The following is a 15,499-nucleotide window of genomic DNA, read 5'->3' on the forward strand; positions in this document are numbered from 1 at the left end:
CCCATGAAACGACATATCGTCTGGGAGTTGGTCGATGGCGTCAGCACCGAACATCTCACTGTGGAGTTCGACCCCGTTCGCGCGGACGGGGTCGTCATCGGGGTCGCGGAAGACGAGGAAACGAACGAACCGTTTCGGGTTCGCTATCGCGTGCAGTGTGACGACTCCGGAACGGTTCGTGGAGTCGAAATCGGTGGTCTTGACAAGGATTCAGGAATCGAACTCGAACACGACGGTGAGGGCAACTGGATCAAAAACGGAAAACCTGTGCCGGAACTCGCGGACTGTCGTGACGTGGACATTGCAGTCACGCCGTTCACGAACACGATTCCGATTCGGCGACTGGATTGGAAATCCGGCGAGAGCGAGACGATTTCGGTCGTCTATCTCGACGTGTCAGCGATGACTGCGAAAGCAGTCGAGCAACAGTACACCTGTTTGGAACCAGTGGGTTCTGATAGTGGTATGTTCCAGTACGAGAGTCTGGAGAGCGGATTTACTGCTGAGTTGCCGGTAGATTCTGATGGAGTTGTGGAGGATTATCCGGGCGTGTTTCGGCGTGTAGAGTTGTAGGTATCAGATTCTATATATTTTTTAATCTAGTATCGAATCCGTGCTACTGCTAAATGTAGCCAATCAATATGTCAGTTAAAGTATCAAATATACAATCATGCTCCTGTTTGGGCCAGTTCCAAACCAGTCGGAACAGTTCGTCATTTTTCTTCTCATGCTATTACTCCCTTTACTCGGTGTATTGGTGTGGGGAAGTCCGCTACTTCGGTGGATTTCTGCACTTAACGAGGCTCCGAAGCAGTATAAGAAAGGAAAAGAGAAGGCAAGCAACTCAGGACAGGAAGAAAATGAGGAATAGGAACTTCGAAAACGACAGCAATACTGGATCAATGGTCAAGTAACGCTGAATCGACAAACAGCACTACAAACTCTCTTTCGTACTCGCTACATCACCCCGCCGTTCGTCAATCTGTGTCGCATCGTCCATCGCTCGCGCAGTTGCCTTGAACAGCGCCTCGATTTCGTGGTGCGCGTTTTCGCCCACAACACCAGCGTGAAGCGTTAGTCCGGCGTTCATCGCAAACGAGCGAAGGAAGTGTTTAGCCATGTGGCTGGTCAAGTCACCAACCTGCTCCTGCGAAAATTCGCCGTCGAACCCGAATAGCGGCCTGCCGCTTACGTCAACCACGATGTCGGCGACTGCCTCGTCCAGCGGGACTTTTCGGTCGGCGAAGCGGTGGATTGCCCGGCGGTCGCCGAGTGCCTCGTCAAATGCTTCGCCGAGGGTGATTGCCACATCCTCAACCGTGTGATGGTCGTCGATGTGCAGGTCGCCGTCTGCTCGCACAGTCAGGTCGAACAGGCCGTGACGGGCGAAACTGTTGAGCATGTGGTCGAAAAAGCCGATTCCGGTTTCGATAGTGGCGTCGCCGTCGCCGTCCACGTTGAGTGTCACTTCGATGGTCGTCTCCGCCGTTTCTCGGGTAACGGCGGCGGTTCGGTCGCTCATGGTCACCTATTCGTCCGTGGCTACAAGGTGGTTTTCGTTCGATTCGAACGGAATCGTCTGACGTAAATATATTTATGTGGAGTGCGAAACAACAGGTAGATCATGAAACGTGACGTTTTGAGTGGGCTGATGATCACCATCGGTATTCTCTTGAGTGGAACAGTGCCCGGGCTCGTGCTCGGTGCGCCGATGGCCACCGCCGGTGGCTTTCTACTGATCGAGCCACGACTCGGGAAACAAACCGACATACTGCAACGGATAGCGAGCAAAACCCGTTAGTCCAGTGCGTCCCGTGCGTCCGCCAGCGTGAACGCCCCCTGATAGAGCGCACTCCCGACGACGACTGCGGCGGCACCCGTCTCGCGGAGCGTCACCACGTCTTCGACCGTGGTGACGCCGCCGCTCGCCACGACGGGAATGTCCACGGCCTCGGCGACTCTCCGGACAGGGTCGGTTTGAACGCCGTCCATCTGGCCTTCTACGTCCACATCGGTGAACAGAATCGCGCCAGCCCCGAGTTCCTCGTATTTTTGTGCAGCCTCAGCCGGGTCGAGGCCGGTCGATTCCGTCCATCCGGAGACGAGAACTTCGCCGTCCTTAGCATCGAGACTCACCATCACAGAACCCGGATATTTCTCACTGATTTTGGCGACGATGTCCGGATTCTCGATTGCGGCGGTGCCGAGTATGACGCGGTCTACGCCGCGAGAAAGGAGGTCGAATGCATCGTCTGCAGTGCGGATGCCACCGCCGAGTTGGACATCGACATCGACGGCGTTCAGAATTGCATCGACAGCATCGGCGTTTTTTCGCTCGCCGTCGAATGCGCCGTCCAAATCGACGAGGTGGAGCGTTTCTGCTCCCTGTTCTATCCACTCTTCTGCGGCCTCGACCGGGTCGCCATACGTTGTCTCCGTGCCTTTCTCGCCCTGCACAAGTTGGACGACTTCACCGTTTTGCATATCGACCGCGGGAACGACAGCGAACGTAGGGAACATACCCAATCATTAGGCGGGGAGTGGTCTAAACCCAACGAGTCGGTACCGTTTAAGAGCTAGGGGAGAATGTACGAGTATGGTCGAACTCTTGCTGGTCGTCGGTCTTGCCGTCGCGGTATTTGTCGGATTTAACATCGGTGGCTCCTCGACTGGCGTTGCGTTCGGCCCCGCGGTCGGGAGCCAAACTGTCACAAAACTCGGTGCTGCCGGGCTGATGTCCGGGTTCGCCCTCCTCGGTGGGTGGACGGTCGGTCGAAACGTCATCGAAACGATGGGTGGGGAAATCGTCAGTATGCAGTTTACCCTCGGGATGAGCGTCGGCGTCCTCTTTTTCGTCGGGATGGCCCTCCTCATTTCCAATCTGTTCGGCGTCCCCGCGTCCACCTCGATGACCGCGGTCGGCGCGATTGCCGGATTGGGAGTCGCGACTGGGACACTCAACGAGGACGTGATGTTCGAAATCGTCTCGTGGTGGCTCATCGCTCCCGTTCTTGCGTTCTGGCTCTGTGCCGTCATCGGACGCTATCTCTACCCGTATCTGGACGTGTGGTTCAGACTCGAACAATCCGAAGGGCCGCTGTTCGAATTCAACCGCGTCGGGTCGATACCGTATCCGGCCGTCTCGGCAAATGCGACGAGAAAGGAACTGTTCGTGACCGTTCTCGTCGTCGGAATCGGCTGTTACATGGCGTTCTCCGCTGGCGCGTCGAACGTCGCCAACGCCGTCGCGCCGCTCGTCGGGAGCGGCGCTATTGGGGAGAGCGAGGGTGTTCTGCTCGCGGCAGGAGCAATCGGCTTGGGTGCGTTCACTATCGCACGTCGAACACTCGACACGGTCGGCAACGACCTGACCGATTTACCCCTTCTCGCGGCGCTCATCGTGGAAGTCGTCAGCGCGAGTCTCATCACAGGTCTTTCACTCATCGGGATTCCAGCCAGTCTCGCGGTGAGCGCGACCATGTGCATCGTCGGACTGGGTTGGGGTCGGGCAACTCGAACCGTTCGAATTTCCGACGCCGCCGCCGTCGCAGTTCGCGGGCGGGATGAGGGCGAAGAAAAAGGCCCCGGCATGTCGGTCAACGCGCTGACCGCCAAACAGAAAGAGGTGGCAAAAATCGGTGAAGAAGACCCGGATACCCTCGATGCCAGTGACCTGTTCGACCCATCAACGACGGCCCGCGTCGTTGGACTGTGGATTCTCACCCCGTCGATTTCCGCAATCGCGTCCTATCTCTTGTTCTCGTTCGTTCCACTCTCCATGTGAGTCGTTCCTGATTCATAACGGGGGGAATCGAAACAACAACTACTAACCATCCCCCCGACGAATCCCCGGGTGATGCCCACCGTAGAATACCTTAACTACGAAGTGCTGGACGACCAAGGCTGGGACTTGGACGATGATGACCTGTTCGACACCGCCGCAGACGCTGGCCTCGACGCCGAGGATTACGGCACGCTCGATGTCAACGAAGGCGAGTACATCCTCGAAGCCGCAGAGGCGCAGGGCTACGACTGGCCCTTCTCGTGCCGCGCAGGTGCCTGTGCGAACTGTGCTGCCATCGTCAAACAAGGCGAAATCGACATGGACATGCAACAAATCCTCAGCGACGAGGAAGTTGACGACAAAAACGTTCGCCTGACCTGCATCGGCAGTGCGGCGACGGACGAGGTCAAAATCGTCTACAACGCAAAGCACCTCGACTACCTGCAGAACCGCGTTATATAAACCCCATCGGGTTTTAGGGGGTTTTCCTTTTATCCGCGAGTAATGTGCCAGCCGAATAGAGTGAGCTGCACGGAGTGTGTTAGGTAGAGCCTACTGCACGTTCGAACTCGATGCCCGCCGGAGCATGTAGACGGCAATCGAACCTAACACCAAATCTAGCGCGACGAGGACGACGACACCCGGAATGACCGCATTCCACAAACCGTCGAACTGAGTAATCTGCACGACTTCCATCACGTCCGCGTCGAGCATAATCGCCCTCGCGGCGTCCACGCCGTAGGTGACGGGGTTGTATTTTGCGACCGTCTGAATCCAGTCGGGAAGTACATTCAGCGGCAGGAATGCAGTCGAGACGAACAGCAAGGGAAACTGGAGCAGATTCGCGCCGATGATGGTCGACTCTTGGTCTTTCGTCAATACGGCGAGCGTGTTCGACAGCGACGTAAACCAGAGCGAAAAGAGAACCCCGACGAGGACGATACCTATTGCGCCGACAAATCCGGTTGCGACTTCTGCACCCAAAAGGACGCCGAGGCCGATGATGATGGCAATTTGCAATGCAATGCGGAGTACCTCTGCTGCTGTCTTCCCGACGAAGACGGCGGTTCGGTTCATCGGCGTTACCAGCACCTTTTCGAACATTCCGTTCTCGATGTCGTTGACCAATCCGACCCCGGAAGTCGCCGCCGCGGCGAGTGCGACCTGAATACAGATGGCCGGGACGAGGTACGTCTCGTAGGAGATGCTCGACCCGCCGCGGTTGACCGCGCCTGTTGCGACCTGTCCGAACACCTGCGTGAACAGCACGAGGAAGATTATCGGTTGGACGAGCGAGACGACGAGAACGAACGGGTTTCTGACCGCCTTGAGATTCCAGCGTTTGAAGTTTACCCACACGTCGCCGAAAAAGGAGTTACTCGACCGACGAACGCCGTCGGTCGTGGACGGCGACTCTCCCATTGGAGAACTCATCGGTCGCCTCCCTGCATCGAATCCGCCATCGGTTCCGCCTCCTCGACGTGTTCGCCCGTAATCGCGAGGAATACGTCGTCCAGCGTCGGCGCGCGAACGTTGAAACCTGTGACGGTCAATCCGGCATCACGGAGTGCGACGAGGAGGTCGGTGCCGTTCGCCCGTGCCGACTGCGCCGTCACGCTGATTCCGTCGTCGGTGCGCTCGATGGTCGCATCCGAGCCGAAGAGTCCCGATTTGCGGGCAACTTCGATGGCACGTTCCCGGGTGCCGTCGTCGTCCAATTCGAGATCGAGTATTTCGCCGCCGACGCGCCGTTTCAGTGCTTCGGGCGACCCCATGGCGACGATTTCGCCGTCGAGGATGACGCCGATTCGATCACAGAGTTGGTCTGCTTCCTCTAAATACTGCGTCGTGAGAAATATCGTGGTTCCCTCGTCGTTTATGCGCCTGAAATAGTCCCACAGCCGCAACCGCGCCTTCGGATCGAGGCCGGTCGTCGGTTCGTCCAAGAAGACGAGCGGAGGCCGATGCACGAGGGCAGTTGCGGTGTCGAGGCGTTTTTTCATTCCGCCCGAAAAATCCTCGGCTCGCTTGTCGGCTACGTCTGCCAAATCCGCGAGGTCGAGGAGCTCGTCGATTCGGCGTGACCGCTCGTTTCGAGGGACACCGTATGCTTCACACGCGAACTGGATGTTTTCCCGGGCTGTCAGTTCGAGGTCAACGCTTGTCTCTTGGGCCATGTAGCCGATTGATTCGCGAACCTTTCGCGCTTCAGTTTGTACGTCGAACCCGTTCACTCGTACCTCCCCCGCCGTGGGTCGGAGCAAGGTCGCTAGAACCTTGATGGCCGTCGTTTTTCCGGCCCCGTTCGGCCCGAGAAAGCCAAAAAACTCCCCTCTCGGTACCGTCAGTGAAACGTTCTTTACAGCTTGCGTGCCATCGGAATACGTCAGTTCTAACCCGTCTGTTTCGATTGCTGGCGGCCCTCTCGTCGCTTTCTCCCCCCTCGTCTCTTGCTCCGCATTCGATGGGTGTCCTTGCTCACCCAGTGCTGAATCCCGTGTAGTCATATCTGTGCCTCACGTATGGTACGGGAACGAGCCACAAATACGCCCGAGTGAAATTTTCCCCTGGACAGGAGCAGGTCGCCTATACGTGTGCTTCGAACTCGTACTCCATCGCCCCCGCCAACGCAGTCGATTCGTCGCCAGTTTCGCGGAAATCGTGGCGATACAGCGTCTCGAACGGCCCGAAATCGGTTTTGACGTAAAATTCGAAACATGGGAAGCCGTCGTGTTGCCCGCGAACTTCGACGCCATCGCGCCGTACCGTGAGTTCGAGGACGTAATCGACGGGAGATGGGTGTGGAACCAACGGGTTGCTCGCGCTGGCGTGCATCTCGAACTCGACAATGCCGTCGTGCCATACTGGGCCGGTGCAGAAAATACCATCATTCGATGCTTTTCCAGTGCGAATATCCTCGGTTCCGTCCTCTCGAATCCTGCGTTCGACCGAGGTTCCGGTGTCGCCGTACTCGGTGAGCGTTTTCCGTGTGAAATCCACGACCGCTTCCTGTTCGACCCGGGAACGACCCGTGTTGACCGCGTGTGGCGTAAATTCGCGGTCGTCGCCGCGGAACTCCGCGGTGTGTTTCGTTTCCCGCGTATTCGGAATCCACGCCGACGGAATGAACGTGGCGGCGCGTATTTTCACGAGTTCGGCTTCCTGCTGACGCATACGTATAATACGATTTGCTCTGCGATAAAATTAGCGTACATATTATTTTTCACTTTTCATAGACCGCAAAACCTAACATCCCTCCCTGAGCGGTTCCGCGTGGTGCATATTCCGATACCTGACCTCCTGCGACTGCTCGTACTGCCCGTGTTCGCGTGGGCCGCATGGCGCGACGTACAGACGCGCCGGGTGTCTAACGTACTGTGGTACCCGCTGGCCGCGCTCGCGGTCGTACTCCTCCTTGTCGAGAGTTGGGTGGCGTGGAGCGGGCCACCTTTTTCTCGTGAGTGGATGGGATTACAGGTCGCCGTCAGCGAATGGTACTTTTTCTACGTCGCCGTGAGTCTCGGATTCGTCGCCCCGCTGGTTCTCGCCTTCTGGTGGTTTCGGGCGTTCGGCGGTGCGGATGCGAAGGCGTTTCTCGTCGTCGCCGCACTGCTACCGGCGTATCCGTTCTACCACTTTGGAGAGACGGTATTCCCGGTGCAAGGAACCGTCCTCGGCGTGTTTTCATTGACGATTCTGACGAACACGGTACTGGTCGCGGTGCTGTATCCCCTCGCACTATGTGTGCAAAATTTGATTGCAGGTCGGTTCGATTCGGTGATGTTCGTCGGGCGAGTCGTCCCGTGGAACGAGATTCCAACATCTCACGGCCGACTGCTCGAAACACCGGACGGAACCAGTCGCAGTGGTGCGGATTTGGACGCGATTCGGATGTATCTGCGCTGGCGAGGGGTTTCGCTAGCAACCCTCCGCAAACGCGCGAGCGAACTGCGCGACCCGGCAACCTTGCCTGCGGAACCGAATCCACCGACGGATGGCGCAGTCGGTGCCGGAAGCGTGGGCAACGAAACCGTGACTGACGGCGGCAAAATCGTGGAAAAGTCACGAAAATCGGACGACTCGGGTTACGAAGACCCGTGGGGTGCGGCCCGATTTTTGGAGGACATCGACCACGGTGCGTATGGCACGACGCCGACGCAACTGAGAGAAGGATTAGAAGTGCTGGTCACGGAAGATGAAGTGTGGGTGTCGCCCGGTATCCCGTTCATCGTCCCGATGTTCGTCGGGTTGGTCGTCGCATTCAGCTACGGGGATTTGCTGTCGGGACTGCTCGGGGCGTTGGGTATCGCCGCAATCTGATTCGTATTTCGACGCTATCTGATTCCAGTGAGCATCGTGAGTACGGTGTAGATGCCGTAGCCGAGTAGTAACGCACCGCCGAGCGAAACGATCCACGCGCTGAGCGTGAATGCTATTTTCCGGCCGGAGACGCCACCAGACCCGACGACGAGGCCACTTCCGATGACGCTGGAGATGATGATGTTGTTGAACGAGATGGGAATTCCTAACGCGATGGCCGCCTGTGCGATGAGGAATCCGGGTACCAGCGCGGCAATCGAGCGTCGAACGCCGAGTTTCGAATATTCGCGAGAAACCGCTTGCAGCAGTCGTGGCGACCCCATCCATGCTCCAAGCAGGATGCCGACAGCGCCGAGAACGAGGAGGGTTATGCTGGGGACGGCGAACGTGGTGAAAAGGGGTTCGAGCGGCCCGGTGGCCAACCCGACCTGACTGCCGCCGCTGGAGAACGCGACGACTGCACCGAGTCCGACGAGAAACTGCCTGATTCCACCCTCGACGGAGCGTTCCATCGAACGCCGCAAAACGGCGAAAACCACCGCACCGACGACGAAACTCGTCAGAATCATCACTACGTCGATGGTTCCAAACAGTGTCGGCGTCGTTCCGACCTGTGCCGACACGAAGCGAGAGAGGGTTCGCTGGCCGATTTCACCGGGAAAAACCGCGATGTCAACGTTCGCTAGCACGAATCCAACAAGCCCGCCGAGAAACGGAACGCCCGCCGTTTCGGGAATCGAATCGTTTCGCAGGAGCGAAGCAGTGGTGTACGCGATGGTCGCCGAAACGAACGGGACGGACACCCAGAAGGTACCGATTCGTTGGTAGGTGTCCCACGCCGGATTGCCGCCGAGCGCCAATCCGACGCCGACCATCGCGCCGGTGGTTGCGAATGCCGCCGGAATCGGATAGCCAGTCGAAACGCCGAGTGCGATGAACAACGCGGCCGTAAACAGTCCGGCGGCGGCCCCGAGCGGTGAAATCGAAACGCCGTCGATTAATCCGGTGCCGACGGTTTCCGAGATGCTGCCACCCTGTGCGATTGCACCGAGTGCCGCGAACACACCGATGAAAAACGCCGCGCGCATCGTCGGAATCGCGTTCGCGCCGACGGCGGGAGCGAACGGCGGCGAGTTGCTCGATGCACCGAGCGACCATGCCATGAAGAAACTGGCCAGAATGGCAACCACGACGACGGCTATCGTTCCGACGGTCACAGTGCTTCCCGAATCAGTCGGTTCAGTCGCGGGCGGATGCCAACAGGCCGACGAGCGATGATGACGGCCGTCTCCGACCGCCGACCGACCGCCTGTGGCACAGTTCCGACGAGTTGTCGGCGAAGCATTCCGCGTCTGGTCGAACCGAGAACGGTAATGTCGTGTTCCGACGCTTCGTCCACGACGGTTTCGGTAACGTTTCCGGTTCGGACCTCCGTCCAAACCTCCGCAGGTTCAACTCGGTCTGCCATCTCCGGAATCAGTCCTTCAGCTTCGATGTTTCCGTCGTGTACGACTCGAAGGAGATGCACGCGAGCGTCGTTCGTCAACGCGATTGCGCGGGCGACGTCCGCCGCGAGTTTCGCGTGCGGGCCTTCCGCGACGGGAACGAGAATCGAATCCACGCCGTCCGCCGGGCCGATTTTCTCCACGAGAACGTCGCAGGGAGTGCGGGCGACGATTCGGTCGGCGTTGCTTCCCAGAACGATTTCACTCGGCCGTTCGCGCTCGTGCCACCCGATGATGAGCGTATCGCAGTCGAACTCGACCACGGCGTCCGTGAGTGCGCGGACGATGTCGTACGAAACGAGCAGTTGTCCGCGGACGGGAACCGTTCCCTTCGCGGTTTCGACCACCCGGTCGAGGATTTCCTGCTGTTCCCCGCCGAACTCGCGGATAATGACGTCGTCTGTAAACAACGAGAACGGGGAGTCTCGTTCCGTCACGAGAACGCTCAGGACGAGTACGTCTCCGTCTCGCTCGCGGGCAATGTCAACCGCGGTTCTGGTCAACTGCGGAGCATGGGCCGGGTCAGCAATCGCGACTGCGACCCGGTAGTCGCTCGATTCCCCCATCAACAGTAGTACGAGGTCAACGAGCAAAAGTATTGACTCTCATACATCTTTTCGGTCTGAAAATCACACGGTGGAAAATACTCGCCAGTCCGGACGACGGATTTCGAGCGGACGAACGCTGGCAACTATTCCGTTTCCGGGAAGTCGCTATCGACGTTTCCGTCCCGGTCTAAATCGACGACGGCCTCGAACAAGCCGAGGAAGCGCTCGATTTGAACCTCGTCGTGGACACCCTTCGAGAGGTGGAACAGGCCGACTGCGTCGTGTTCGGAGAGGAGGGAAAGAACCTGTGAAACCGTCTCGTAGGCGCGTTGTTCGTCGGCGTAGTACGCCATTTCGGTGATGGAGTCGAAGCTGATTCGTCGTTTTCCGTCGGATTCCGCGAGGAACTTCTCGGTCACCGAAAGGATTCCTTCGAGATTATCGGGCGCGGAGACGTAATGAACGTCGTTCGTACTCCGGCGGGAGTAGCCGCGTTCGATGGATAGTGTGTCGAGAATGTCGGCTTTGCTCTCGTCTACGTCGTAATGGTCGAGTTTCTGTTTCACCTCGCGAGCGGTTGTGCGGGTCGAAATGACGAGGAATCTGTCGGTGTCAGTTTTCAGAAAATCGGTGTCGATTCGGTCGGTTTCACCGGTGCTCGGGTGCAGGAGAAGGATTCCGGTGCCGCCCGGGACGGTGTCCGGTGTGTTCTCGATAGCGAGTTGGTAATCCATATCGTCCGGTAACCAGTGGCATCGACTTAAAATATACGGGAATCTCGGTCAGAAGACGCTGTCGGCGGTGGCCGCCCCGACGACACTGAAGATTGCGCCGACGCTGATAGCTTTCAGCGTGTTCGCCAACACGCCTCGGGAGGCGGCCCCATCGAGAAGGCCATCTTGATAGAACGTTTCGGGTGCGGCGAAGACGATTGCGAGGATTGCGACCGACCCGAAAGCAACGATCATCAGCGAGATAAATCGTGCAGGAATTCCAGCAACGTCCGCTTCACGGTCTGGGTTTCGGTCGTGGTCTGCCTTGTACAACGCACCGTAACCGATAGCGAAGACGATACAGACGGTGACGACGCCGTGAAATATCGACATATTTTCCGCCAATCGCCACACCTCCTCGGTGACGACGAACGGCCCGGCGAGGAGGAATCCGCCGACGACCTGTTGGGCCGTGTCGGCGAGAGCGAATCGCTTTTTTGAACCGACCATAGCCGGAGTGATGAACCGGGAGAATGTAAAGCCCTCGCGATTTCCGATTCCGTCGTGCGATGCAGGGAGCAGAAACTGACGTTTCGAACGCTTCCGAACCCGTTTTGTCCCCGGCGTTCGTTCCACTGGCCATGAGTGTGCGCGAGGAGTTCGACGAATGGGCGGAAGACGGCAGAGACAAAGGAATGGAAGAGCGTCACTGGCACACGGCGAAGTACGTCCTCGCCAGAATGCCGGTAGAGGCAGGCGATACGGTTCTCGATTTGGGGTGCGGAAGCGGCTATGCGGGACGTGCGCTCCGCGACACGAAAGACGCGGGGCGTGTCTACGGACTCGATGGGTCACCGGAAATGGCTCGCAACGCGCAGGGATACACCGACGATTCTGCCGTTTCGTATCTCGTCGGGGACTTCGACCATCTCCCGTTCGAGGACGACAGCATCGACCACATCTTCACGATGGAGGCGTTTTACTACGCGAACAACCCGAACGAGACGCTTCGGGAAATCCGGCGCATTCTCCGGCCCGGTGGAACCTTCTTCTGTGCGGTGAACTACTACGAAGAGAACGTCCATTCACACGAATGGCAAGATTCGATTTCGGTCGAAATGACGCGCTGGAGCGGTGAGGAGTACTGCGAAGCGTTCCGCGATGCTGGCCTGTACGTCGCGGAACAGGACAACATTCCGGACAGAGAGACGGAAATTCCGGATTCGTCGGCGTTCCCGACCGACAGTTGGGAGACTCGAACCGCCATGGTCGAACGCTACCGCGAGTTCGGGACGCTTCTCACTGTCGGCGTCTCTCCTTGACCCGTTTCTCCCCCAGAACCCCTTCGTTTCGAGTGGAAGATAGCGGCAAACTGGGTTTCGATCCCGTTCTCTCGGCAGATATTGCCGTATCCCACGCCTCTCACCCCCATTCTTCCGGAGGATTTAACCAAATCGCAGGGCGTCTTCTACATAGTATGGCGAAAGTTAGCGTAGTCGGCGCGGCAGGCACGGTCGGGGCCGCCGCAGGCTACAACATCGCGCTACGTGGCATCGCGGACGAACTCGTCTTCGTGGACATTCCGGACATGGAAGACAAGACGGTCGGGCAGGCCGCGGACGTGAACCACGGGGCCGCCTACGACTCCAACACGGTCGTCCGACAGGGCACCTACGAGGACACCGCCGGTTCCGACGTGGTCGTCATCACGGCAGGTATCCCACGTCAGCCGGGCCAGACCCGTATCGACCTCGCGGGCGACAACGCACCCATCATGGAGGACATCGGTTCCTCGCTCGCGGAGCACAACGACGATTTCGTAACTATCACGACCTCGAACCCAGTTGACCTGCTCAACCGCCACCTCTACGAGGTTGGCGACCGCGCACGGGAGAAAGTCATCGGCTTCGGTGGCCGCCTCGACAGCGCGCGATTCCGCTACGTCCTGAGCCAGCGATTCGACGCGCCGGTGCAGAACGTCGAAGCGACCATCCTCGGCGAGCACGGCGACGCACAGGTTCCTGCGTTCTCTAAGGTTCGCGTCAACGGCGCAGACCCCGAGTTTTCCGACGACGAGAAAGAAGAAATCCTCGGCGAACTCAAAGAGAGCGCGATGAACGTCATCGAGAAGAAGGGCGCGACCCAATGGGGACCAGCGACGGGCGTCGGCCACATGGTCGAAGCAGTCCTGCGCGATACGGGCGAAGTCCTCCCCGGTTCGGTCAAACTCGACGGCGAGTACGGCCACGACGACGTGGCGCTCGGTGTTCCCGTCAAACTCGGCAAGAACGGTATCGAGGAAGTCGTCGAATGGGATTTGACCGAGTTCGAGCGCGAACAGCTCGGCGAGGCCGCGGATAAGTTGGCCGAGCAGTACGATAAAATCGCGTAAAGCGAGTTTCGAGAACGTGAGTTTTTGAGTTCGTTCTTTTTCGCGTGATTGACTCTTAGAGGTGAAAGGTGAGCGGCTAGCTGTTGCCGACAACAAATACCGCACCTGCAACGAAATCAGTATCGAGTCATTATTCGCTTTTAAGCATCGTTGCTAGCTGTTTCCGACTCCAATCATACCGCACCCGCCTCCGCACCACATGAACCACATCGTCCCCAACCGACTCCCTCACTTCGTTCAGTCGTCCCTCGCGCGAGTCGCTCCGCTCCCGCACGCCACATCGCTTAATCGACCAACCACATGGTTGCGCCAGCGCGTTCGCGTGAGGGCGAGCAAAGCGAGCACCGAGCGCAATTCCGCGCTGGCGGGGAGGAATGGGGATACTGGCGGTTGCTGTTCCTCGGCGAATGAAGGGCGATCGACCGCAGGGAGCGAGGGCCGGAGAAAATCGAAGATTTTCACGGGTGAGCGAACGCAAAACGTTTGCGGGCTACGGAAAACCAGCGGTTTTCCGGTACCGCGAAAGACGGAGTCTTTCGCAGGCTTCGATTGTTGTCGGCAACAGCTAGCAACACCAGAAGAAACCAGCCTTCCAGTTGTCGGTGCAACCTATCGGGTCAGGATTAACTCTCGACCCAAGAACGAAGTAACCACAAACAAATCCGTACCAAACTACTTCTCGTTATCGTCCGTCTGCTAATCGAGAACCAATCTTATCAGGCAATCCAACCTCTCGAACGGCCTCCTGTACTGCCTCAATATCATATTCGACACGTCGCTCGTCTACTGTCATCTCCTCCAAATCCAAAATCGCGTACGCAGAGCGAGAATCTCTGTCCCTCGGTTGGCCGACACTACCCGGATTCATGACGATACCTTCGTCGTACACCTCGTGATGTTGGACGTGGGTATGACCCATCACGAGAACGTCCTCTTCACCCAGCAACTCCGGCGAAAACTCGTCCGGATAGGTGTAGTGGTCGGGGTCGTCCGGATGGCCGTGGACGATTCGCACTCGACCATCACAGGCCGTCGTGCTGGTTGGTCGGTTCGACAACCACTCGCGCTGGAGGTCGTTTAATTCGTCGCGAGCGTACTCGACGCCCGCACTGGCCATGCTGTTGAATTTGAACGCCGTTCCCGAAACGACCGCGCGGTCGTGGTTGCCCATCACGCTGGCCGACACCCGGTCGCGGAGAATATCGACGCACTCGGCGGGCCACGGGTTGTAGCCGACCACGTCGCCTGCACAGAGCAGGGCATCGACCGCTGGCATGTCGTCCAGCACGGCATCGAGTGCGACCCGATTTGCGTGAACGTCCGAAATGATGCCGACTTTCATGCGGAGCGATACGTTCGCGGAGGACTTAATTCCCGTTCTCGATTGCAAAGGAGAACGCATTGCTGTCCGTATCATCCATCTTCGTATCGTCCGTCTTCGCGTCGTTTCGCGTCACGCCGACCGCACAAACCGGATGCTCGAAATCGAGTCCGTATGCCGCATCTGCCGCCTCTTCCGCGTTCTCGACCCTGAATGCAAAGGACTCGGGCGTATCCTTCTCGTAGGTCGCAACGAGTGTGGATTCCGTCACTCGTTCGACCAGCAGGGCATCTCGGCGAACGATGCCGATGTACGACTCCTCGCCAATCGTGCCCGCGATTCGGGGCGTGTCGTAGTCGTCCTTCTCGTAGTCAAGTGCGAGCAGAGTTTCGGCGAGTGCATCCCGCGCGGGATAGCCGAGTTCGAGTTTTTCCGCGATTGGGTCTACTTGCGACCCGTTTCCGATGACCGCGGTGTCGCCGACGGTTCGCGCGCAGTTGTAGGAGATGTAGGGGTTGTCCGTCTCCGGCGCGTCCTCGGTCGGTGCGATGGTCACGGCGTCGTCGCGCGCAACCGCCTTTCGATTCGGGAACGACCGTGAGGAAACTCGGTATGCACCGATTTCGGGGCCAATTACGATGAAGCGTCCGATGTACATACACGACGATGAGCAACGATGGTGGAAATAGGTAGTGGTTTGTGCATGGTTACGGAGTGAGTCCGAGTAACATGCGGAATCCAAACGCGCAACGCTTACAAGCAAGCGGCCAGTACGGTATTCTGCAGCAAGCCAAGTCCCATGGGGTAGTGGCCAATCCTGAAGCCTTCTGGGGGCTTCGACCGCGGTTCGAATCCGTGTGGGACTATCCTTTCATTCGATTTTTGAACAGTGCCGAGCCGAGAGTGCCGACCGGAA

18 protein-coding genes and 1 tRNA gene are annotated in these 15,499 nt (G+C 58.3%); 8 read left to right on the forward strand and 11 right to left on the reverse strand.

What is annotated here, in order from left to right; all coding sequences use genetic code 11:
• Positions 1 to 3 precede the first annotated feature (3 nt).
• Positions 4 to 573 carry a putative glycolipid-binding domain-containing protein gene (locus BW974_RS13575; RefSeq protein WP_076430961.1) on the forward strand — a complete coding sequence of 190 codons (570 nt, stop codon included), beginning with the start codon at positions 4 to 6 and terminating at the stop codon, positions 571 to 573.
• Between the two features lie 361 nt (positions 574 to 934).
• Here BW974_RS13575 and hisB read toward each other — a convergent pair whose 3' ends face one another.
• A complete protein-coding gene (gene hisB / locus BW974_RS13585) occupies positions 935 to 1,522 on the reverse strand; it encodes an imidazoleglycerol-phosphate dehydratase HisB (protein WP_076430795.1) in 588 nt (195 codons plus the stop codon).
• A gap of 102 nt (positions 1,523 to 1,624) precedes the next feature.
• Here hisB and BW974_RS25700 point away from each other — a divergent pair, with 102 nt between their 5' ends.
• Entirely contained in the window at positions 1,625 to 1,801 is a 177-nt protein-coding gene (locus BW974_RS25700) for a hypothetical protein (RefSeq protein ID WP_175609699.1), read from the forward strand.
• On the opposite strand, the gene hisA is transcribed toward BW974_RS25700, so the two are convergent.
• Complete coding sequence (gene hisA / locus BW974_RS13590; protein ID WP_076430796.1) at positions 1,798 to 2,520, reverse strand: 1-(5-phosphoribosyl)-5-[(5-phosphoribosylamino)methylideneamino]imidazole-4-carboxamide isomerase; 723 nt, start codon at positions 2,518 to 2,520, stop codon at positions 1,798 to 1,800. The genes BW974_RS25700 and hisA overlap by 4 nt on opposite strands.
• A 76-nt stretch (positions 2,521 to 2,596) precedes the next feature.
• Here hisA and BW974_RS13595 point away from each other — a divergent pair, with 76 nt between their 5' ends.
• Both BW974_RS13595 and fer read left to right on the forward strand, forming a co-directional pair.
• Positions 2,597 to 3,784 (forward strand): inorganic phosphate transporter, encoded by a 1,188-nt coding sequence (locus tag BW974_RS13595; RefSeq protein WP_076430797.1) that lies wholly within the window; start codon positions 2,597 to 2,599, stop codon positions 3,782 to 3,784.
• Positions 3,785 to 3,856: 72 nt separating this feature from the next.
• Complete coding sequence (fer, locus tag BW974_RS13600) at positions 3,857 to 4,246, forward strand: ferredoxin Fer (RefSeq protein ID WP_076430798.1); 390 nt, start codon at positions 3,857 to 3,859, stop codon at positions 4,244 to 4,246.
• A gap of 90 nt (positions 4,247 to 4,336) precedes the next feature.
• On the opposite strand, the gene BW974_RS13605 is transcribed toward fer, so the two are convergent.
• The 3 genes from BW974_RS13605 to BW974_RS13615 all read right to left on the reverse strand — a co-directional run bounded on the left by BW974_RS13605 (position 4,337) and on the right by BW974_RS13615 (position 6,958).
• Positions 4,337 to 5,218, reverse strand: coding sequence for an ABC transporter permease (locus BW974_RS13605; protein WP_076430799.1), 882 nt, complete (start codon positions 5,216 to 5,218; stop codon positions 4,337 to 4,339).
• Positions 5,215 to 6,291: an ABC transporter ATP-binding protein gene (locus BW974_RS13610; RefSeq protein ID WP_076430800.1), complete on the reverse strand. Its 1,077-nt coding sequence runs from the start codon at positions 6,289 to 6,291 to the stop codon at positions 5,215 to 5,217. The genes BW974_RS13605 and BW974_RS13610 overlap by 4 nt, the downstream gene beginning before the upstream one ends.
• A gap of 79 nt (positions 6,292 to 6,370) precedes the next feature.
• A complete protein-coding gene (locus tag BW974_RS13615) occupies positions 6,371 to 6,958 on the reverse strand; it encodes a DUF3238 domain-containing protein (protein WP_076430801.1) in 588 nt (195 codons plus the stop codon).
• 102 nt (positions 6,959 to 7,060) lie between these two features.
• On the opposite strand from BW974_RS13615, the gene BW974_RS13620 reads away from it, so the two are divergent.
• Positions 7,061 to 8,104, forward strand: coding sequence for an A24 family peptidase C-terminal domain-containing protein (locus tag BW974_RS13620; RefSeq protein ID WP_139328876.1), 1,044 nt, complete (start codon positions 7,061 to 7,063; stop codon positions 8,102 to 8,104).
• A gap of 14 nt (positions 8,105 to 8,118) precedes the next feature.
• Here the strand turns inward: BW974_RS13620 and BW974_RS13625 are convergent, their stop codons facing one another.
• The 4 genes from BW974_RS13625 to BW974_RS13640 all read right to left on the reverse strand — a co-directional run bounded on the left by BW974_RS13625 (position 8,119) and on the right by BW974_RS13640 (position 11,380).
• A complete protein-coding gene (locus BW974_RS13625; RefSeq protein ID WP_076430963.1) occupies positions 8,119 to 9,267 on the reverse strand; it encodes an inorganic phosphate transporter in 1,149 nt (382 codons plus the stop codon).
• 50 nt (positions 9,268 to 9,317) lie between these two features.
• On the reverse strand, positions 9,318 to 10,175 hold the full coding sequence (locus BW974_RS13630) for a universal stress protein (protein WP_076430802.1): 858 nt from the start codon (positions 10,173 to 10,175) through the stop codon (positions 9,318 to 9,320).
• Positions 10,176 to 10,300: 125 nt separating this feature from the next.
• Complete coding sequence (locus BW974_RS13635) at positions 10,301 to 10,891, reverse strand: DUF7090 family protein (protein ID WP_076430803.1); 591 nt, start codon at positions 10,889 to 10,891, stop codon at positions 10,301 to 10,303.
• Positions 10,892 to 10,939: 48 nt separating this feature from the next.
• Positions 10,940 to 11,380 carry a DUF2391 family protein gene (locus BW974_RS13640; RefSeq protein WP_076430804.1) on the reverse strand — a complete coding sequence of 147 codons (441 nt, stop codon included), beginning with the start codon at positions 11,378 to 11,380 and terminating at the stop codon, positions 10,940 to 10,942.
• Positions 11,381 to 11,511: 131 nt separating this feature from the next.
• Between BW974_RS13640 and BW974_RS13645 the strand changes: the two genes are divergently transcribed.
• Together BW974_RS13645 and mdh are read left to right on the forward strand one after the other, a co-directional pair.
• The gene (locus tag BW974_RS13645; protein WP_076430964.1) at positions 11,512 to 12,192 is read left to right on the forward strand and encodes a class I SAM-dependent methyltransferase; all 681 of its coding nucleotides are present in this window, start codon (positions 11,512 to 11,514) and stop codon (positions 12,190 to 12,192) included.
• A gap of 155 nt (positions 12,193 to 12,347) precedes the next feature.
• Positions 12,348 to 13,262 (forward strand): malate dehydrogenase, encoded by a 915-nt coding sequence (gene mdh, locus BW974_RS13650; protein ID WP_076430805.1) that lies wholly within the window; start codon positions 12,348 to 12,350, stop codon positions 13,260 to 13,262.
• A 682-nt stretch (positions 13,263 to 13,944) separates the two neighbouring features.
• Here the strand turns inward: mdh and BW974_RS13655 are convergent.
• Positions 13,945 to 14,604: a metallophosphoesterase family protein gene (locus BW974_RS13655; RefSeq protein WP_076430806.1), complete on the reverse strand. Its 660-nt coding sequence runs from the start codon at positions 14,602 to 14,604 to the stop codon at positions 13,945 to 13,947.
• A 25-nt stretch (positions 14,605 to 14,629) separates the two neighbouring features.
• Positions 14,630 to 15,241 (reverse strand): IMP cyclohydrolase, encoded by a 612-nt coding sequence (locus BW974_RS13660; protein ID WP_076430807.1) that lies wholly within the window; start codon positions 15,239 to 15,241, stop codon positions 14,630 to 14,632.
• 135 nt (positions 15,242 to 15,376) lie between these two features.
• Here BW974_RS13660 and BW974_RS13665 point away from each other — a divergent pair.
• Positions 15,377 to 15,449 (forward strand) — tRNA-Gln (locus tag BW974_RS13665).
• The last annotated feature ends 50 nt before the right edge of the window (positions 15,450 to 15,499 follow it).

It is taken from the genome of Haladaptatus litoreus, assembly GCF_900156425.1.
In the GTDB taxonomy this organism is placed as follows: domain Archaea; phylum Halobacteriota; class Halobacteria; order Halobacteriales; family Haladaptataceae; genus Haladaptatus; species Haladaptatus litoreus.